This window comes from Sorangium aterium (assembly GCF_028368935.1).
GTDB classification, from domain to species: domain Bacteria; phylum Myxococcota_A; class Polyangia; order Polyangiales; family Polyangiaceae; genus Sorangium; species Sorangium atrum.
Genome location: NZ_JAQNDK010000001.1, coordinates 798454 through 817730, shown reverse-complemented (window position 1 = coordinate 817730; position 19277 = coordinate 798454). Strand labels below are relative to the sequence as shown.

The window sequence follows — 19277 nt, the reverse complement described above, 5'->3', positions numbered from 1 at the left end:
GCAACGTGCCGTTAGCGGTGCATCAGTGCATCAGGTAGAGCATCGGCCAGAGGAATATCCAGATCACGTCGACCAGGTGCCAGTAGAGGCCGCCGAGCTCGATGTGCGTGTCGTTGCCCGCGCCGTACCGGCGCCGGAAGCACCCCCACGTGAGCCAGCCGAGGACCACGAGCCCCGCCGTGACGTGGATCGCGTGGAGCCCGGTCGTCAGGAAGTAGAGGGTGAAGAACATCTTCGCGCCGGCCTGCGGGAGCTCCTCGAAGCGGTAGGCCGAGCCGGGGAAGATCCCCTCGTGGAAGTGCTGGGTGTACTCGACGCCCTTCAGCACGAGGAAGGCGAGGCCGAGCGCGATGGCGCCGAGCAGGAGGCGGCCGGCCATCGTGGGCCGGTCGAGGCGCACGGCGTAGACGCTCAGCGCGACGAGCAGGCTGCTCGTCAGGAGGATCGCTGTGTTCGAGGTCCCGATGACGGCGTTGTTGTGCGCGACGCCGGCGCTGAACTCGTGACCGAAGACCGCGCGGTAGGAGGCGTAGAGGGCGAAGAGCCCGGCGAAGAGCAGGACCTCGCTGGCGAGGAAGATCCACATGCCGAAATGCGCGGCGTGGGTCTGCTTCTCGAGATCCTCGAACTGCATGGCCAGCCGCGCCGGCGCGAGCTGCTCAGCGGGCGGTTGAGACTCGGGCATGGGCTTCCTCTTCGGTCAGGTGGTAATCGTACGGGCCGCGATCGATGACCGGCGTCACGGGGAAGTTGTGCTCCGGCGGGATGGGCGGCGTCATCCACTCGTAGCTCCGGGACCTCCATGGATTGGCGCTGGCGCGCGGCCCCCAGCGCAGGGCGATGAGGAGGTTGAGCAGCGCGAGCACGAGCGCGCCCGCGAGCAGGTAGGCCCCGCCCGTCGAGAGGACGTTCAGCCACTGGTACTGCGCCGGATAGCTGTAATAGCGGCGCGGCATCCCGGCGTTGCCCGCCAGGAACTGGGGGAGGAACGTCAGGATGAACCCAAGGAACACCCCGAACGACGTGAGCAGCCCCATCGGCTCCGAGTAGGCGCGGCCGAACATCTTGGGGAACCAGTAGTGCGCCGCCGCGAGGAACGCGGTGAGCGTGCCGCCCACCATGATGAAATGGAAGTGGGCGACGACGAAATAGGTGTCGTGCCAGTGGACGTCGAGCGACTGCGTGGCCACGGCGACGCCCGTCATGCCGCCGAAGACGAAGAGGAACAGGAACCAGAAGAAATAGAGCATCGGGGTGTTGAACTGGATGGCCCCCCTGTGCAGCGTCGCCACCCAGGTGAAGACCTTGATGGCGGAGAAGATGGCGATGAACATCGAGAACGCGCCGAAGATCCCGGCGTCGAGCTCGCTCATCCCGGCCACGAACATGTGGTGCCCCCACCCCGCGAACCCGATCAGCGCGATGCCGAACGACGAGAGGGCGATCGCCCAGTAGGACGCCGGCTGCCGCTGCGCGAAGGTGCAGACCACCTCGCTGATGACCCCGAGCGCCGGGAGCACCATGATGTAGACGGCAGGGTGGGAGTAGAACCAGAACAGGTGCTGGAACAGCACGGGATCGCCGCCGAGCGTCGGATCGAAGACGCCGAAATGGTAGACGTGGTCCAGCCCGACGAGCAGGATCGTCAGGCCGAGGACGGGCGTCGCGAGCAGCATGATGATGCTCGTGCTGTAGATGGCCCACACGAAGAGCGGCACTCGCCCCCAGCTGATCCCGCGGGCCCGCATCGTGTGGGTCGTGGCGATGAAGTTCACCGCCGTCATGATCGACGAGACGCCGAGGATGAAGATGCCGATCACGACCGGAAGGACGCCCGCGGGCGTGGTCGTGCTGTACGGCGGGTAGAACGTCCAGCCGGTGTCGGCGCCCCCGGCGATCGTCGCCGCCAGCGTGACGACGGCGCCGATCGCGTAGACGTAGAGGCTCGCCAGGTTGAGGCGCGGGAAGGCGAGATCCTTGGCGCCGATCATGATCGGGAGGACGAAGTTCCCGAAGATGTTCGGGATCGACGGGATCATGAAGAGCCAGACCATGACCACGCCGTGGAGCGTGAACATGCGGTTGTAGATCGCCGCGCTGATCACGGTGGGCCCGGGGGTCAAGAGCTCGGTCCGGAGGACCAGCGCGAAGGCGCCGCCGAGCAGGAGCATCAGCACAACGAGCACGTAAAACATGAGCCCGATGCGCTTGTGATCGGTCGTGAGCAGCCACGATCGCACGCCCGCGCCGGCGCGAAGATAATCGACCTCGTGCGCGCCGTGGACGGGCGCTGTCCCCTCGACCTCGTGGGCCATCATGGCGTTACCCCCTCCGGCGTGACGCTGCTCCCGGGGACCCCGCCGTCCCACGGCACGTCGGGGCCGTGAGGGACGTCGCGGATCGATTTCATGAGCTCGATGATCGCGGCGACGTCGGGCGGCGCGATCTGTCCGAGGTAGGACGGCATGACCGGCGGGAACCCGCGGTGCAGCGCGGCGAGCGGATCCATGATCGACTCCGTGATGTAGGCCTCGTCGGCGACGCGCTCGCCGCCGGACTCGAGCGGCACGACGGCGCGGTAGAGCCCGGCCCAGCTCGGGCCGACGTGCGGTGTTCCGTCGAGGGTGTGGCAGCGGAGGCAGCCGTGCTTCGCGGCGGCGAGCTCGCCGCGGCTCGGCATCGTCGGCTCCGCCTCGGCGAGCTCGTTCTCCGCCTCGGCGGCGGCCTTCTGCGCGAACGCCGGGGCGCTCGCCAGGCCGCCCGCGAGCCAGCGCTCGTAGTCGACCGGGTCGAGCGCGATCACCTGGCCGCGCATCTCGGAGTGGCTCGTGCCGCAGAACTCCGCGCACAGGATGGGATAAGCGCCGGGCTCGTTCGCCTCGAACCAGGCCGTTGTGTACCGGCCAGGGATGACGTCCTGCTTGATGCGGAACGCGGGCACGTAGAAGCTGTGGATGACGTCGCGCGACGTCATGATGAGCCGGACCGGCCTGTGCGCGGGGACGTAGAGCACCGAGATCTCGCTGTCTCCCCCCGGATAACCGAACTTCCACATCCACTGCTTGCCCGTGACATAGACGTCGAGCGCGTCGTCCGGCGCCGTGCGCAGGTCGGCGAACTGGCGCGTGCCGATGGTCCAGAACGTGAGGAAGAGGAAGCCCAGCGCGAAGAGCGACACCGTCTCGAGGAAGAGCGCCGGCCGGGCGAACGCCCCGGGGTGCGGCCGCGGCGTGTCCTGGGGCCGCCGGCGATAGCGGATCAGGAAATACCCGCCGATGAGCGTGATGAGGGCGGCGCCGCCCATCGTCACCAGGATGACGAAGTAGTGCAGCCCGTCGATCTCGCGGGCCAGCGAGGAGCGCTGCTCGGGCAAGAAGAGCAGCTGGCGCAGCAGCTCGTTCATCGCGCGCGCTCCAGTCTCCTGCGCTGCCGCCCTTGCCAGCCGAAGAAGGCGACCACCGCGGCGACCCAGGCCAGGATGGCGGCCCCGCCGAGCCTCAGGAAGCCGGCCACATAAGGGCCGTACCGGCGGCTCGCGGGGTCGTAGCGATAACACGTCATGAGCACGCGCTCGAGCGGGGTGCCTATCTGCCCCCGGCTCGCCTCGAGGAGCGAGAGGCGGAGATCGAGGGGGGAGAACTCGATGCCATAGAGGATCCGCGAGATGCGGCCCTGCGGCGTGAGGACGAAGACGGCGGCGGGGTGCGCGTACTGCTCCGTCTGGGGGTCGTACGCGAACCGGAAGCCGAGATCGCCTGCGAGCGCGCGGATCTCGGGCAGCGCGCCGGTCAGGAAGGGCCAGGTCTCCGGCGTCGGCGCGCCGGCCAGGCCGAGGGCCGACAGCGCGGCTGTCCTCTTCCGCGCCGCCGTGGCCGGGGTGTCCCGCGGATCGAAGCTCACCGTGAGCGCGCGGTAGTCCTCGCCCAGCCGGTAATCGAGCTTCGCCATGCCGGCGACCAGGCCGCGCAGCACGAGGCCGCAGAGCGTCGGACAGCGGTAATAGGCGAGGACCAGGAGGACCGGCCGCCGCCCGTCGAAGTGCTCGGCGAGCGGGGCGCGCCGCCCATCCATGTCGGTGAAGGGGAGCGCCGTGTCGATGGCGCTCCCGAGGCGCTCCTCGATGTCGGCCTCGCGCGCGGCGGGCGGGAGCGACGGCGGCTCGGCGGCGGCCGCGACCGGCGCGCGCGCGAGCACGAGCGCGAGAAACGCCGTGGTGGACAGGTGGTGCATCCTCATCAGCGGCTCTCCTCCACGACGAGATTCATCGCGTCCTCGATCGGGATCTGCGCGAGCCCGCGGCTCTGGTCGACCCAGCCGAAGCGGCCGAGCTCCTCGCGCTTCCGGCGGTTCAGCGCCGTGCCGATGCCCTCTTCGCCCATCGCCTCGCGCCGGAAGATGCGCTGATCCACCCCGGCCACCTCGTCGCGCGGCAGGGAGATCTCACGGGCACGCTCGGCGCCCTTCCCCGCGGGGCGGAGCTCCGCCTCGCGCCCGCGCATGAGCATCCAGGCCCAGAGGCCCAGGACGATGAAGATCACGACGATGGCGAACGCGACGGCGAGGATCATCTTCCACTGGACGACATCCTCTTCCTGGTGCACGTCGGGACGGCGATAGTTGGACGTCATACGCTCTCGTAGCGGAAGGCGGCCGGCAGCGCCGGGTCGTTGACGGGGACGAGCGGCTTGCCGCGCGCCCGCAGCACGGTGAACGCGACGCACGAGCCGACCACGGCGAGGAGCGCCGCCGCGTCGAGCCAGTGGAACGGCGCGCGAGCGCCGGGGGCCTCGGGCGCGACGAGCCAGTGCATGTCGAGGTAGTGCGCGACGAAGATCCAGGCGGCGACGGCCGACAGCCAGGCCGGGCGCCGCTTGATCCTGTAGTTGAGCAGGATCACGAAGGGGATCACGAACCGCGTGAGCACGAGGACGACGGACACGACCGCCCACGGGCCGTGGGAGCGGAGGACGTAGAACTCCACCTCTTCGGGCCTGTTCGCGATCCATATCAGCAGGAGCTGGAAGAACGCGGCGTAGGCCCAGAAGATGGTGAACGCGAGGAGGAGCCGGCCGAGCGCGTAGTAGTGCGACGCGTTCAGCCCGGGCAGGAGCCCGGCGCGCTCGGCGGCGAACGCGAGCACCGTGAGCAGCGCGATCGCCGCGACGAAGCCGCCGGCGAACACGTAGACGGGGAACATCGTCGACACCCACGTCGGCGCGAGGGACATGAGCCAGTCGAAGGCCGCGAACGAGAGCGTGAGCGCGACGGGCGGGAGGCCGGCGACGCTGATCACGCGGAGACGCCGGCTGTCCGCGAGCGCCGGGGTCGCGTCGCCCTGGATCGAGCCGCGCCGGAGCAGGGCGCCGAAGACGAGCCACACCGTGAAGTAGATCCCCGTCCTCACGAGGAAGAAGGGGAGGTTCAGGTAAGGCGTCTTGTGGAGCACGATGGATCGGACGTGCTCGTCGGCGATCGACTCGGGGCGGAGCCACTCCCCGTAGAGCGCGCCGAGGCCGAACAGGAGCGGGACGAACAGCGCGCAGAGGAGCGGCAGCGTCCCGACGATCGCCTCCGCGAGGCGGCGGACGGCCACCGGCCATGTCGCGGCCATGGCGTGGCAGATCATGAGAAACAGGAGCGCCCCGACCGCCGTGGTCACGGCGAAGGCGTAGGCCGCGAGGTAGGCGTAGAAGAGCCGCTCCCGGTCGACGAACGCGCCGACGACGAGGAGCAGGGCGCCGAGGAGCGCGAGGCCGAGGGACCTCGACACGATCGCGCGGCCGCCCCGGAAGATGGGGAATCGCCGGTTCACTGGAGCTCCTTCCGGGCGCGCTCGCGGAGGGGCGGGGGGAGCGCGTCGAGCGCGGTGGCGCGGCTCTTCCCGAGTGCCTTCACATAGGCCACGATCGCCCAGCGCTCCATCAGCGGGACCTGCGTCTCGTACGAGCGCATGAGGCCGTAGCCCTCGACGATGACCCGGTAGATGCGGCCGGGCGGGAACGCCTGCACGCGCGTGTCGACGAGGGACGGCGGGCGCCGCAGCGTCATGTTGCGCGCGACCTCCGACTCTCCATCTCCGGCGACCCCGTGGCAGGCGGCGCAGTGGATCTCGAAGCGCTCCTTCCCGTACTGGAGCAGCTCGATGGTCACCGGGACCGGGATGCGCGCCACGTACGTTTCACCCGTGAACCCGTGGGTGAGCCCGGGATCGCCGGTCACGCGGTCGTTCGGCACGGCGCCCGCCGGCGGGGGGCGCATGACCGAGCCGTCGTCGAAGAGGTCTGTCGGCTGGTAGGGCGCGAAGCGCCGCTGGCGGAGCATGCGCTCGAGATCCAGCAGGTCAGCGTCGCCGGGCTCGGCGTCGGCCGTGGTCACCGGCGTGCACGAGAGGCAGAGCGCCGCGGCCAGGCAGGAGAGCGAGAGGAGCCATCCGCGCGTCATGAGCGCTCCTTTCCGGCCCAGGCCACCGTGACGGCGCCGAGCTCGGTGAGATCTCGCTCGGTGATGGGGCTGATGAGCGCTGGATCGCGGGCGTCGATGCCGACCCAGAACCGATCGATGGACGCGCGCTCGAACCCGGGGACGTCGAACACCGGGTGCCAGAGCTCGGGCAGCCGGGCGAGGACGAGCAGCACGACGAACCCGGTGAGGGCGGACGAGAGCACCATCATCTCGAAGGTGATAGGTATGAAGGCCAGGGCCGCGTGCGCCGGCCGCCCGCCCACGATGAGCGGGTAGTCGTACGCATTGCAAAACCACTGGACGAGGTAGCCGCCCGCGGTGCCCGCGAGCGCCAAGGGCAGGATGATCCAGTTGAGCGGCGAGCGGCGGAGCCCGAGCGCCTCGTCGATGCCGTGGATCGGGTACGGCGTGAACGCGTCGAGCCGCCGGTATCCCCGGCTCCTGAGCTCCGCGATCGCCCGGAGCATCGCCTCGGGCGTCTCGAACTCGGCGAGCAGTCCTCTCCTCATCTCAGTGATCCTCCTTGTGGCTGAGCTCGTGGTTCAGCTCCTTGACCTCGGCCACGGGGATGAACGGGAAGAGGCGGAGGAAGATCAGGACGAGCAGCAGGAAGAAGCAGATCGTCCCGATGAACATCGAGATATCGACGTACGTCGGGTGGTAGGCGTGCCACGCCGACGGGATGAACTCGCGCTGCAGCCCCATGACGATGATCACGAACCGCTCGGACCACATCCCGACGTTCAGGAGGATGGAGATGATCCAGAGCAAGGGCATGTTCCTCCGGACCCGCGGGAACCAGAGCAGCTGGGGGACGAGCACGTTGCAGATCATCTGCGCCCAGAAGATCGCGGCGTTCGGCCCGGCGGGGCGCGCGACGAAGAACTGGTAGATCTCGTATTCCGACCCGCTGTACCAGGCGGCGAAGAGCTCGATGATGTACGAGTAGATGACGATCCAGGCGGTGACGAGCGCCAGCTTGCTCAGGTTGTCGATGTGCCGCTGGGTGACGACGTTCCCCAGGTGGAAGATGCGGCGCGCCGGGATGAGCAGCGTCAGCACCATCGCGAACCCGGAGAAGATGGCCCCGGCGACGAAGAACGGGGGGAAGATGGTCGAGTGCCAGCCCGGGACGAGCGCCATCGCGAAATCGGTGCTCACGATCGAGTGCACCGAGAGCACGAGCGGCGTCGCGAGCCCGGCGAGCAACCCGTAGAGCAGCCGGTAGTGACGAAAGGTGACAGCGGAGCCGCGCCAGCCGAGCGACAGGACGCCGTAGACGACCCGGCGGAGGCGGTTGGGCGCCCGGTCGCGGAGGGCCGCGAAGTCGGGGATGAGCCCGATGTACCAGAAGACGAGAGAGACCGTGAAGTACGTGAACACGGCCGCGGCGTCCCACGGCAGCGCGCTCTTGAACTGGGGCCATACCCGCAGGGTCGCGGGGTAGGGGACGAGCCAGTAGGCGAACCACGGCCGGCCGAGGTGCAGGAGCGGAAAGATGCCCGCCTGGATGACGGCGAAGAGGGTCATCGCCTCGGCGAACCGGTTGATGCTCGTGCGCCAGCGCTGCTCCAGGAGGAGCAGGATCGCGGAGATGAACGTCCCCGCGTGGCCGATGCCGATCCAGAACACGAAGTTGATGATCCCGAACGCCCAGCCCACCGGGATGTTGTTTCCCCAGACACCGATGCCGGTGGTGACGGTGTAGAGGACGGCGAGCGCGAGCACGACCGTCCCGGCGCCGGTCAGGGCGAACGCCGCCCACCACAGCCTGGAACGCGGCTTCCAGACGACCGACAGGAGCTCTTCGGAGAGCTCCTCGTCGGTTGGCCGGCCGAGGATGAGGGGCTCCGTCACGGCTCGTCGAGCTCCGGGTTCTTGTTGTCGACGCGCGCGAGGTACATCGTCCTCGGCCGGGTGCCCTGGTCGTGGAGCACCGCGTAGCTCCGCGGCTCGCCCCGCCACGCCACCATCGCCGTCTCTCCGTGCGCGAGGGAGCCGAACTGGATCGCCTGCGTCGGACAGGCCTGCTGGCACGCGGTGACGACCTCTCCGGGGCGGATCGCGCGGTCTTCCACCCGCGCGGCGATCTCCGCCCGGCGGATCCGCTGGACGCAATAGGTGCACTTCTCCATGACGCCGCGCTCCCGCACCGTCACGTCGGGGTTGCGCTGGAGCTTCGTGAGCCCCGTGTTGTACGCGCGGAGCTCGCCGTAATCGAACCAGTTGAAGCGGCGGACCTTGTACGGGCAGTTGTTCGAGCAGAACCGTGTCCCGACGCAGCGGTTGTACGTCATCTCGTTGAGCCCGTCGGGGCTGTGCGTCGTCGCGTTCACGGGACACACGTACTCGCACGGCGCCTTCTCGCAGTGCTGGCACAGCATGGGCTGGTGGACGACGGCCGGGTCGCTCGGGTCTCGCGGGTTGTCCACCACGTACGTGTCGATGCGGAGCCAGTGCATCTCGCGGCTGTTCAGGACCTCCTCCTTGCCCACCACGACGACGTTGTTCTCTGCCTGGCACGCGGTGACGCACGCGCTGCAGCCGGTGCAGATCGTGAGATCGATCGTCATGGCCCATTGGTCCTTCGGCGCCCCGGGGGGAGGCGTCGGGGGCATGAGGGACGGCTGTGGCCCCTTGAGCGGCTCCGTGAAGTCGGGGCGCTCGCGGTAGACGGCGAGGGGGACCGAGAGCGCTATGGGGCGCCCCTCCAGGCTCCAGTGCCGCTGCGTCAGGGCGAGCTTGTGCTTCTGGTCCGGCCGCTTCGTCACCGAGGCGCCTGCCGCGAAGAAGGGCGCAGCCGCGGTGCGGAGCCGGTACGCGTCGGACCCCACCCCCGCGGCGATCGACTCGGCGCCGCTGCGCCCGTAACCGAGCGCGAGCGACACCGTGCCGTCGGCGTGCCCCGGCGCGACGAGGACCGGTATCGAGATCGTCCGCCCCCCGAGCTCGAGATTGACCACATCCTCGCTCTCGACGCCGAGCGCCTTCGCCGTCGCCGGGCTGAGCAGCGCTGCGTTGTCCCAGGTGAGCTTGGTCATGGGATCGGGCAGCTCGAGGAGCCACGGGTTGTTGGCGAACCGGCCGTCATAGACGCTCGCGTCGGCCGAGAAGGCGATTTCGATGGCGTCCGCCCTCGGCGGGGCCGCCGCCGAGAGCTGCGCGAGCGCCGCGGTCACCCCGTCGAGCCGCAGCGTGGCGTCCTCGCGCGGGGCCGCGGTGCCCTCGACGAGCCCGCGCCGGAGCGCGTCCTCCCAGAACGCATCGAAGTCGGCGCCGCCCCGGCGCGCGGCCCAGGCGTCGCGCAGGAGGTCGCGCGCGCTCTTCTGCGTCTCGCCCGCGAACACCGCGAGCACCTCGGCGGCGGTCCTGCCCTGGAAGAGGGGCTCGATGAGCGGCTGGATCAGCGAGCTCGTGCCGTCGTACGCGCGCGCGTCTCCCCAGGCCTCGAGATCGTGCGCTGCGGGCACGAACCAGTCGCAGCCCGCGGCGGTCTCGTCCTCGTAGAGCCCGAGGTAGACCCGGCTCGGGACGGCGCGGAGCAGCGCCGCGAGCTCGAGATCCGCGGGCGCCGTGTAAACCACGTTGTTCTCGAGGAGCACGAGGGTATCGACGGCGCCGCGGCGGAGCTCCTCGGCGAGCGCCGTGAGGTCCTGCTCGGCGGCGCCTGCCGTGATCAAGGTCCCCGCGGTGGTCCACGCCGCGCGGTCGTTGCGGAGCGCCGCGTTCATGAGGTGCGCGAGCGCGTGCACCCCGGGAGGCTGCCGCTCCCCCGCGACGACGACGCTCGCCGCGCCCCCGCGCGCGAGGTCGCGCGCCACCGCCCGGGCGAAGCGCCGCTCCGCCTCGCTGACCCGCGCCCGGAGCGGATCGAGCGCGCCGAGCGCCTGGGGAGGGATCAGCCCCGGGCGAGCGCCCTCGATCAGGAGCAGCTCGGCCGCGATCGCCGCGGCGATCGCCGGCACGTCGCTCGGCCGCTTGCGCAGGCGGTGATCGGCCATGCTCCCCGTCGGGGTCAGCCCGGGCTCGATCACATAGAGCCGGTTCATGGTGCCTGTCGGCGAGCCGACGCGCCTGCGCTCCGCGAACTGGCGCGCATACCGCACGCTGAACGGCATCGACGCGAGGAAGTCGGCGTCGAGCGCGAGGATGACGTCGGCTGTCCGGAAGTCGTACTGCGCCTGGAGCGGAGCGCCGAAGGCGAGCTCGGCCCCGCGCGCCGGGTGCGCCGACCGAGCGGGCGCGTAGAACGTGAACCGGGCCGCCGGATAGCGCGCCTGGACGCGGCCGATGAGGTCGAGGAGGAGCGGAGAGCCGGTGGGCCGAAGGACGAACCGGAGCCCGGCGCCGCGATCGCTCCGGGCGCCCTCGAACTGCTGGACGAACGCGCGCCACGTCGCCGGGGCCGCGCCGCGGCGCGCCGCGCGCGCGCGGTGCTGATCGTAGAGGCCGAGCACCGACGCCTGCTCGTAGACGCCGGTCGAGCCGAGGCTCGCCGGGTGCTGCGGATTGCCCTCGACCTTCGTCGGCCGCCCCTCGTGGCTCTCGACGAGGACGCCCGTCGCGAACCCGTCGAGATCCAGGCTGGTGGCGTAATACCGGAGCACGCCCGGCGTCACCTCGGGCGGCGTCGTCACGTAAGGGACGATGTTGTCCCCAGCCCTCGATCTGCACCCGGACACGCCGGCGAGCGCCATGCCCGCGCCGAGGAGCTCGAGCCAGCGCCGCCGGCTCATCGCGGCCGGATCGCCCACGCCTGGCGGGAGCTCCCGCGCCGCGGCTTCGACGAGCTCTGGTGACTCGAGGAGCTCCGCGAGGCTGCGCCAGTACGCTTTACCCGTCTTGCCGTCGAGCGCGGCGCTCCACGGGATCTGTTTCTGATCAGCCATCGTCCCTCTTCAGGTCATCGTTGGATCCGCGCCGCCGCCCTGACGGCGCTCCGCTGCTGGCCGCCCATGGCCCCTCGTCCTCTCGCGCTCTCGTAGGTGTCCTGGTCGCTCCTCGATGATCCCCTGTGTGTCGCTCCGTTCGCGCCCGCGCGCGCTCACCTGTGGCAGGCCGAGCAGTGGACGAGGTGCCGCACGCCGAGCTGCTGCGCGATCTGCCGGCCGATCCGCTCCGCGTCGGGGCCCGGGTCCCAGTCCATGTCCGTGATCGCCGAGAGCGGGCGGAGGTGGCGCTCCGGCGCCCTGTGGCACTCGAGGCACCAGCCCATCGTCATCGGCGTCGCCTGCCGGACCTCGGGCATCTGATCCACGCGGCCGTGGCACGTCACGCAGCCGACGCCCTTGTTCACGTGGATCGCGTGGTTGAAATAGACGAAGTCGGGCACGTCGTTGACGCGGTTCCAGACGATGGGCGTGCCCGAGAAATAGCTGTTCCGGACGAGCTCGAGCTTGGGGCTCTGATTCCAGATCTGGCTGTGACAGCCCATGCAGACCGCTGTCGATGGCATGCCCGCCGTGGCCGTCCGCCCGACCGTGTAATGGCAGAACCGGCACTCGATGGCGTCGTCCTGCACGTGGTGCCTGTGGTCGAACTGCACGGGCTGCTGCACGGGCAGGTGCCGCCCGGTGTTCCAGTCCGTGCGCACGTAGATCATCGGCGCTGCCACGGCCGCCGTGCCGCCGAGGAGGACGGCGGCGATGGCGAGTCGGAAAGCGGTGTTGCTCCAGCGCGGAAAAACGGATGCCATGCTCTCGTGTGGTTGGCCTCGCTCGAGGTGCGGCGATGGGGCCAGCTCCATCGATATCGATGCGTGGATCGCAGGGCTCGTTTCGCGATCTCGCCACGCCCCGAACGCCGGCGTAGGCGCGTCAGGGGGAGGCCGCAGCGGCGCCGTCCGGCGTGCGCGCGCGGCGGGCGTCCTCGAACGCGCGCGGGGCGTGAGGGCGCCTCCAACACCGGATCTTCGCCGCCCTGGGCTTCGATCTACGATATCGTCCGGCCATGAGGCCGTCGAGCTCAGCCCTGTCGTCCCTTCCGGTGCTCGCGCTTGTTCTGGCGGCCGAGCTCGCGTTCATCGCCTGCTCGCGCGAGGAGTCGATCTCTCCGCTGCCGCCCGGCACGACCGGCGGGGCCTCATCGGCCGCAGCCGGCGGAGCGGACGCGAGTGGGGGTGGCAGCAGCGGGGCTGGCGCGAGCGGGACTGGCGGCAGCGGGGCTGGCGCGAGCGGGACTGGCGGCAGCGGGGCTGGCGCGAGCGGGACTGGCGGCAGCGGGGCTGGCGCGAGCGGCGCTGCCGCGAGCGGGGTTGGCGGCAGCGGCGCTGACGGAAGCGGCGGCAGCGCCGCTGGCGGCAGCGGCGGCGGTGAGCCCGCGGAGGGATTCAGCTGTGCGCCGCCGAGCGAGGACGAGGGCGCGCTGAAGCTCACGACGGTCGTCTCCGGCCTCGATCACCCGCTCCTCGTGAAATCCGCGCCGGGCGACCCCACGCGGCTTTTCATCCTGACGCAGCCTGGCCAGATCCTCGTCCTCGACGACGGAGCGGCGGAGCCCAAGGTGTTTCTCGATATCCGGGACCGCGTCCTGTTCAATGACAACGGCGAGCGCGGTCTGCTCGGGCTCGCCTTCCACCCGGATTACGAGGACGGCGGTCGCTTCTTCGTCCACTACACGGACAAGGCGACGGGCGGCAACGCGCATGTGGTCGAGTTCGCGCGGGGAGAGCGACCGGACGTGGCCAGTCCAGACCCGGTGGCCACGTACCTCGAGGTCGTGGATCTACATCGGAACCACAACGGCGGTTCGCTCGAGTTCAGCCCGATCGACGGCTTCCTCTATCTCGGGCTCGGCGACGGAGGGGACAACAATGACGCCGGCCCCGGCCACGCGGACATCGGCAATGGCCAGGCGCTCACGACGCTGCTCGGGAAGATCCTTCGCCTCGACGTCTCGACACACCCGTACGGCATCCCGGAAGGGAACATGACGGGCGAAGGCGTCCTGCCCGAGATCTGGGACTATGGCTTGCGGAACCCGTACCGCTTCAGCTTCGACGCGTGCACGGGCGATCTCTACATCGCGGACGTCGGTCAGCGCCTCTGGGAGGAGATCGACATCGAGCCGGCCGGGCAGGGACGGAAGAACTACGGCTGGCGCCGGATGGAGGGCGCGCACTGCTTCATTCCCGCGGAGAGCTGCGATCTCGACGGGACCATCACGCTCCCCGCCGTCGAGTACGGCCATGCCGGGCAGGTCATCGAGGATTGCTCGGTCACCGGCGGCTACGTCTACCGGGGCAGCAGGATCCCGTGGCTCCGGGGGAGCTACTTCTACGGCGATTACTGCAGCGGCAGGATCTGGACGCTCACCTATGAGGGCGGGGTGGCCTCGGCGCCCGTCGACCGGACGGACGATCTCGGGTCGTTCGGCTTCCACATCGCCAGCTTCGGGCAGGATGGGGCCGGCGAGGTCTACGTGGTCGATCTCGGCGGCACCGTGTACCGCATCGATCCGGAATGAGCGCTCACGGTCCGGAGTGAGCGCTCACGGCCCCTTCGCCGCGCCGCGCTGGCGCACGACCACGGGCGCCGCGCTGGCGCAGCGTGGCGCCGGCCTTCACATGGACCAGCGGAGCCCGGCGTAGCGCGGGCCGATGACGAGCTCTGGCGGCGGCGCCGGCGCGGAGGCGGCCTGCTTCTCGGGCTGCACCGGCACCTTGCGGCCGCCGACGATGGCCAGCGGGATGCCGACGCCGGCGAGGACGAGCCCGCCGATGATGAGCCCGGCCCCGGCGCCTTCCGTGTCGTCTTCCTCGTAGACCTCGTCGGCGAACGGGTCGCTGGAGTCGTACCCGCAGCTGTCGCCGGAGCACGAGGTGGACGAGGCGAGCACCAGGCCCCCGCCCAGGAGGGCGACGGTGCCGAGGCTCGTCAGGACGATGCCCGTGACCATCATCCCCTTGCTGCGGCGCTTGGTCAGCGGCGCAGCCGGGGGCGCCGGCGCATGCGCGGCGACCGGCGCGAACGGGGCGCCGCTCGCTCGCGGCGCGGCGGCGCCTGCGGGTGCCACCACGGCGCTCGGCGGAGGCCCGGCGGCGCGCGCCGGCGCGGGGGGGCCGCTCGGCGGGAGCGCGGCGTCGCGCGCCGGCGCGCCCGGGGGCAGCGGCGGGATGGCCAGCGTCTCCGAGGCGCCCGCCCGGCTGAGCTCCACGGACCTCGCGAACGGCGCTCGGCCGGCGGCGGAGGCCTCGACCGTGTGCTTCCCGGGATCCACGGGCACCGGCGTGCCCCACTGCGCGCGCCCCACGAGGGCGCCGTCGCGCTTCACCTGGAGGTCGGCCGGGGAGTCGGCCGGCGCCGTGATCGTCAGCCGGATGAGCCGCGGCTCGAGCGCGGCGGCGCGCTGCCGGGCGACCTTCTCGCGCTCCAGCTGGCCGGCGGCCTTCGACGCGCCGGCCACCTCGAGGAACATCGACCAGGCGCTCGCCGTCCGGCCGAGCTGCTCGTAGCAGGCCGCGAGGTTGAACTGCGTGCCGATGCCCGGGTCGAGCCGCTGGCTCTCCTCGAGCTTGGGGCACGCGTCGGCGTATTTCCCCTGGGCCATCAGCTGCTTGGCCGCGTCGAACAGGGCCTGCGCGGCCGCCGTGTCGGCCCTCGCATCGCGGCCGCCCAGCAGGGCGGCAAGGAACATCGCGAGCGCCAGCAGGCGCCCGAGGTGCTGCACGGGCAGGCTCGTCATCGTGGTGTCCTCACTTGCGATCGTCGAACAGGTTGCCGCCGGGCGGCGCAGCGGCCGGGGAGGCGGGCGGCCGGGTGGCCGGAGCCTGCTGCGTGGCGTGCGCCGCGGCCGGGGGTCGCGGCGCGGCGCTCGGCCGGCGCGGCGCGGCGGGCTTGCCGCTGGCCGTCGCCGCGGGGGGGATCTCGGCCGGGGCCGGCGCCGCCGTGCGGTCGTCCGTCGGCGCCGGGGCCTCGGCGCCGCCGGGCGTGACGGTCGGCGAGAGCGACGCGGGCGCGGTCGGCGGCTGTGCCGCGGCGTCCGCCGGCGACGGCGCGGCCGAGGCGCTGGCGGTCGGCTCGGTCGCTGCGCCGTCGCCGCGCGCGCGGGACGTCAGGAACGCGAAGATTGCGATTGCGGCGATCAGCGACACGCCGGCGCCGGCCGCGACGGCGAGCCCCACCGGCCGCTTTCGCGTCACGACCGTCCCGCTCCACGTCGGCGAGGTGTTCAGCGACGTGTTCACCACGGTCGGCGAGGTCACCCCGCTCGCCGAAGGGAGCTCCGGCCGCGGGGGCCCCGAGCTCCGCGAGATCCCGCTGATCCGGTCGACGGAGAGCCGGGCCCGCCCGGTCGCGAACGGCGCGAGCGCCTCGGCCAGCTCCCCGACGTGGCGGAACCGCTGCTCCGGCAGCTTCTCCAGGCACTTGCGGATCACCGCCTCGAGCGCCCGGGGCACGTCGGAGCGGAACGCGGCGAGGGGGCTCGGGATCCCCTGCATGATCGCCACGCAGAGCTGCGGCATCGTCGCGCCGTCGAACGGCGGCGCGCCGGTGAGCAGCTCGAACAGGATGACGCCGAGCGACCAGATGTCGGTGCGCGCGTCGACGTCGCGCGAGGACTTGAGCTGCTCGGGCGACATGTAGAGCGGCGACCCCATGATGGCCTTCGTGTCGGTGATCCGCGGGTCGGAGCCGCCGGTCGCCACCTTCGAGATCCCGAAGTCGAGCACCTTCACGCACGGGGAGCTGTCCGCGCGCCGCGTGAGGAACAGGTTCGCGGGCTTGAGGTCGCGGTGGATGATGCCCGCTGCGTGCGCCTCGGCGAGCGCCTCGCAGGCCTGGAGGACGTACTCGACGGCCGCCTGCGGGGTCATGGGCCCGCCCGCGCGGAGCGCGTCGGCGAGATCGCTGCCCGACAGGTACTCCATCACCATGTACGGCGTGCCGGACTCGAGCGTCCCGACGTCCGTCACGCGCGCCACGTGCTCGCTCTTGACCTTCACCGCGGCGCGCGCCTCGCGCACGAAGCGCTCGGCGAGCGTGCGCGACTTCGCCGCCTCCGGCAGCAGCAGCTTGATCGCGACCCGCTCCTCCAGCTGGAGGTGGGTGGCGGCGACGACGACGCCCATCCCGCCGGCGCCGATCACCCGCTCGACGCGGTACTTCTCGGCGATGACCTGCCCCGGTCGCACCAGCCCCTCGGCTTCGTCGTGTGTCGGCGCGGTGGTCGTCATGGCTCGGTCCCTTCGCGCGCCGGACCGCGGACCCCGTGAACAGCACGATCTTCGCGGAAAATCTGGTGCAAAGCCAGCCAACGATAGCCGCCGGACGGACGGCAATCAATCTCGGGGCTTGGCTCCGCCGCGCCGGCGTGGCCCGCGCGCCGTCGGGTTCGTGCCATCACCAGCGCGCCGCCGCGCCCGCGCCCGCGCCGGCGCCGGCGCGCCGCCGCCCCTGCCGGCGCGCCGCATCCCCGTGCCCGCGCGCCGTGGCGTCCCCATGGTCCCTCCCGTCCTCCCGCCAGGACGCTTCCCCCGGCCGTGAATCCGGGAGAACATCGCTCACCTCATGGAGCACGGTTACCCCGGCGGCGCCAGTGAGCGGCGCCAGCGGATCCTCGAGGCGACAGAGCGGCTCCTCCGCCGGTACGGGCCTGCCAAGACCACGGTCGCCGATATCGCGCGCGAGGCCGAGATCGCGGTCGGCGCCGTGTACCTGGAGTTCGCCTCGAAGGACGCCATCGTCGAGGAGCTCTCCCAGGGCGAGCACCGCGCCGTCATGGCCGCGATGCGCGCCGCCGCGGCCAGGGACGACGTGCCCTTTTGCGACCGGCTGCGGGCGGTGTTCGACGCCCGCGCGCGCGCTTTCCTTGAGCTCGCCGGCTCGGGCGCGCACGCGTGCGATCTCGTGCATTGCCAGAGCCGCGCCGTGAAGGCAGCCCACGCCCGCTTCCTCGACGAGGAGCGCGCGCTCCTCCGCGATCTCGTCGCGCGCGGCGCCGGCGCCGGCGAGCTCGACGCCGCCGACCCCGAGCTCACCGCGCGCGCCCTCCTGCGCGCCTATGCGAGCTTCGCGCCTCCGTGGCTGTTCCAGAGCTCCCGTGAAGAGGTGGAGGCGATGCTGTCCGCGGTCCACCGGATCGTCCTTTACGGCCTCGTCGGCCGCGAGCCTGCCCGCGCCGCCCGCAAGCCCGAGCGCTGAGTCCGCGCCGTCAGCCTCCGGGCCTGCGCAGGCTCGCGGCCTCGGATACGACCCAGTCCCTGAAGGCGGCCACCGGCTTTCGCCGCAGGCTCGCGCGCGTGCTCACGAGGTAGTAGGCGAGGCCCGTCGGCAGCGCCGGGAGCCTGGGAAAGAGCAGCATCAGGCGGCCGAGATCGAGCTCTGCGGCCGCGAGCGACCAGCGCGCGAGCGCCACCCCCTGGCCGCGCACCGCCGCATCCACGAGCATCGACGAGTCGGTGAGCTGGCTCTGGCGCACCCGGGCCGGGAGGCGGCGCGAGCGCTCGCGAAACCAGCGGCCCCAGGCGTCGGGGTGGTCGTCGCCGAGCAACACCTCGTGGCTCAGGTCCTCGACGCGCCAGCGCGCGCGCTTGCTCGCGACGCTCGGCGCGGCGGCCACGATGAGGGCGTCGTCCGCCAGCTTGACGGTGACCAGGCCCGGGTAGCTGCCGAGGCCATAACGGATGCCGATGTCCACCGGCTCTCTCGCGAGATCGATGAGGCGCTCGGTGGCGGAGATGCGCACGTCCACCTCCGGGTGGGTCACAAGGAACTGCCCGAGCCGCGGCACGAGCCAGCGCGCCCCGAACGACGGCGTGACGCTGACCGATACGGCGGGCCGCGCGTCCGCGGCGGGCCGCCGCAAGCGGGCGTTCGCCTCGCGCAGCCGGGCGAACACGACGCCCAGCTCCGCGGCCCAGCGCTCGCCGTCCTCCGTCAGGCTGATGCCGTGCGGCGAGCGCCGAAACAGCGCCGTCTCCAGCGTGTCCTCGAGGGCGCGGATCTGGTGGCTGACGGCTGTCTGGGTCACGCCCAGCTCGCGCGCCGCGTGGGTGACGCTCGAATGGCGCGCCGCGGCCTCGAACGCCTGCAGGGCGGTGAGCGAAGGCAGCGGCGGAGGGCGATCCCCCGGGGCGGGGCCGGTCATGAGAATTTCTCATGGTTCATGGAAAACATTCGTTCGCTCGTCCTGCTGCGCCGGGGTATCCCGGGAGCCATGAAGCTCTACCGACTCCGATATAGCCCCTTCGCCCGCAAAGTTCAGATGCTTCTCGACCTCCTGGCTCGCCCGTACGAGCTGGTCGAGGTGCCGTACGACGATCGCGACGAGCTGGCCCGCGTGACCGGCGGCTATATCTACGTGCCCGTGCTGGTCGGCGACGACGGCCAGGTGACGGTCGAGTCGCGGCGGATCTGCGAGCTCCTGCTCGAGGACCCTGCCGCCAGGCGCTTGACGCTGGACGCCCTCGAGGGGCCGGTCTGGGCGTACGCGGATTTCTGCGACGGACCGCTCGAGGACGTGCTGTTTCGGATCGCGTCGCCGCGCATCCGCGACGCCTGGGAGCGGCCGGGTCAGCGCGCTCTGTACACGCTGATCAAGGAGCGCAAGTTCGGCGCCGGCTGTATCGAGCAGTGGGAGCGTGACACGCCGGCGCTGCTCGATCGCGCGCGGACCCTGCTCGCGCCGACCGTCAGGACGCTGAAGCGAGCGCCGTTCCTGTTTGGCGAGGCCCCGAGCCTCGCGGACGCGGCGCTTTACGGCAACCTGGCGATGTTGTTCGAGGCGGACCGGGCGCTGCCGGGAGCGCTGGCGGCGGAGCTGCCGGGGTACATATCCCGGCTCGAGCGGCTCATCCCGTCGCGGTGAGCCTGGGC

General features: G+C 71.3%; 17 protein-coding genes. 3 read left to right on the top strand and 14 right to left on the bottom strand.

Annotated features, from left to right (window positions below; all coding sequences use genetic code 11):
• Positions 1 to 22 precede the first annotated feature (22 nt).
• The 11 genes from POL72_RS02860 to POL72_RS02810 all read right to left on the bottom strand — a co-directional run bounded on the left by POL72_RS02860 (position 23) and on the right by POL72_RS02810 (position 12157).
• Positions 23 to 685: a cytochrome c oxidase subunit 3 gene (locus POL72_RS02860; protein ID WP_272093442.1), complete on the bottom strand. Its 663-nt coding sequence runs from the start codon at positions 683 to 685 to the stop codon at positions 23 to 25.
• Entirely contained in the window at positions 660 to 2318 is a 1659-nt protein-coding gene (locus POL72_RS02855; protein WP_272093441.1) for a cytochrome c oxidase subunit I, read from the bottom strand. The genes POL72_RS02860 and POL72_RS02855 overlap by 26 nt, the downstream gene beginning before the upstream one ends.
• Positions 2315 to 3403, bottom strand: coding sequence for a cytochrome c oxidase subunit II (gene coxB, locus POL72_RS02850; protein ID WP_272093440.1), 1089 nt, complete (start codon positions 3401 to 3403; stop codon positions 2315 to 2317). Before coxB ends, POL72_RS02855 begins: the two co-directional genes overlap by 4 nt.
• Positions 3400 to 4236, bottom strand: a complete 837-nt coding sequence (locus tag POL72_RS02845; protein ID WP_272093439.1) for an SCO family protein — start codon at positions 4234 to 4236, stop codon at positions 3400 to 3402. The genes coxB and POL72_RS02845 overlap by 4 nt, the downstream gene beginning before the upstream one ends.
• A complete protein-coding gene (locus POL72_RS02840; RefSeq protein WP_272093438.1) occupies positions 4236 to 4628 on the bottom strand; it encodes a hypothetical protein in 393 nt (130 codons plus the stop codon). Before POL72_RS02840 ends, POL72_RS02845 begins: the two co-directional genes overlap by 1 nt.
• The gene (locus POL72_RS02835; protein ID WP_272093437.1) at positions 4625 to 5812 is read right to left on the bottom strand and encodes a hypothetical protein; all 1188 of its coding nucleotides are present in this window, start codon (positions 5810 to 5812) and stop codon (positions 4625 to 4627) included. Before POL72_RS02835 ends, POL72_RS02840 begins: the two co-directional genes overlap by 4 nt.
• Positions 5809 to 6441 carry a c-type cytochrome gene (locus tag POL72_RS02830; protein ID WP_272093436.1) on the bottom strand — a complete coding sequence of 211 codons (633 nt, stop codon included), beginning with the start codon at positions 6439 to 6441 and terminating at the stop codon, positions 5809 to 5811. The genes POL72_RS02835 and POL72_RS02830 overlap by 4 nt, the downstream gene beginning before the upstream one ends.
• Complete coding sequence (locus tag POL72_RS02825) at positions 6438 to 6971, bottom strand: DUF3341 domain-containing protein (RefSeq protein ID WP_272093435.1); 534 nt, start codon at positions 6969 to 6971, stop codon at positions 6438 to 6440. The genes POL72_RS02830 and POL72_RS02825 overlap by 4 nt, the downstream gene beginning before the upstream one ends.
• Position 6972: 1 nt before the next feature.
• Positions 6973 to 8319 carry an NrfD/PsrC family molybdoenzyme membrane anchor subunit gene (gene nrfD / locus POL72_RS02820; RefSeq protein WP_272093434.1) on the bottom strand — a complete coding sequence of 449 codons (1347 nt, stop codon included), beginning with the start codon at positions 8317 to 8319 and terminating at the stop codon, positions 6973 to 6975.
• The gene (locus POL72_RS02815; RefSeq protein ID WP_272093433.1) at positions 8316 to 11351 is read right to left on the bottom strand and encodes a TAT-variant-translocated molybdopterin oxidoreductase; all 3036 of its coding nucleotides are present in this window, start codon (positions 11349 to 11351) and stop codon (positions 8316 to 8318) included. Before POL72_RS02815 ends, nrfD begins: the two co-directional genes overlap by 4 nt.
• A gap of 155 nt (positions 11352 to 11506) precedes the next feature.
• Complete coding sequence (locus tag POL72_RS02810; protein WP_272093432.1) at positions 11507 to 12157, bottom strand: cytochrome c3 family protein; 651 nt, start codon at positions 12155 to 12157, stop codon at positions 11507 to 11509.
• Between the two features lie 254 nt (positions 12158 to 12411).
• Here POL72_RS02810 and POL72_RS02805 point away from each other — a divergent pair, with 254 nt between their 5' ends.
• Positions 12412 to 13926, top strand: a complete 1515-nt coding sequence (locus POL72_RS02805) for a PQQ-dependent sugar dehydrogenase (protein ID WP_272093431.1) — start codon at positions 12412 to 12414, stop codon at positions 13924 to 13926.
• A gap of 96 nt (positions 13927 to 14022) precedes the next feature.
• Here POL72_RS02805 and POL72_RS02800 read toward each other — a convergent pair whose 3' ends face one another.
• Together POL72_RS02800 and POL72_RS02795 are read right to left on the bottom strand one after the other, a co-directional pair.
• The gene (locus POL72_RS02800; RefSeq protein WP_272093430.1) at positions 14023 to 15144 is read right to left on the bottom strand and encodes a tetratricopeptide repeat protein; all 1122 of its coding nucleotides are present in this window, start codon (positions 15142 to 15144) and stop codon (positions 14023 to 14025) included.
• Positions 15145 to 15154: 10 nt separating this feature from the next.
• A complete protein-coding gene (locus POL72_RS02795; protein ID WP_272093429.1) occupies positions 15155 to 16636 on the bottom strand; it encodes a serine/threonine-protein kinase in 1482 nt (493 codons plus the stop codon).
• A 334-nt stretch (positions 16637 to 16970) separates the two neighbouring features.
• Here POL72_RS02795 and POL72_RS02790 point away from each other — a divergent pair, with 334 nt between their 5' ends.
• On the top strand, positions 16971 to 17603 hold the full coding sequence (locus POL72_RS02790; RefSeq protein ID WP_272093428.1) for a TetR/AcrR family transcriptional regulator: 633 nt from the start codon (positions 16971 to 16973) through the stop codon (positions 17601 to 17603).
• A gap of 10 nt (positions 17604 to 17613) precedes the next feature.
• Here the strand turns inward: POL72_RS02790 and gcvA are convergent, their stop codons facing one another.
• The gene (gcvA, locus tag POL72_RS02785; protein ID WP_272093427.1) at positions 17614 to 18549 is read right to left on the bottom strand and encodes a transcriptional regulator GcvA; all 936 of its coding nucleotides are present in this window, start codon (positions 18547 to 18549) and stop codon (positions 17614 to 17616) included.
• An 18-nt stretch (positions 18550 to 18567) separates the two neighbouring features.
• On the opposite strand from gcvA, the gene POL72_RS02780 reads away from it, so the two are divergent.
• Positions 18568 to 19269 carry a glutathione S-transferase family protein gene (locus tag POL72_RS02780; RefSeq protein WP_272093426.1) on the top strand — a complete coding sequence of 234 codons (702 nt, stop codon included), beginning with the start codon at positions 18568 to 18570 and terminating at the stop codon, positions 19267 to 19269.
• Positions 19270 to 19277 lie beyond the last annotated feature (8 nt).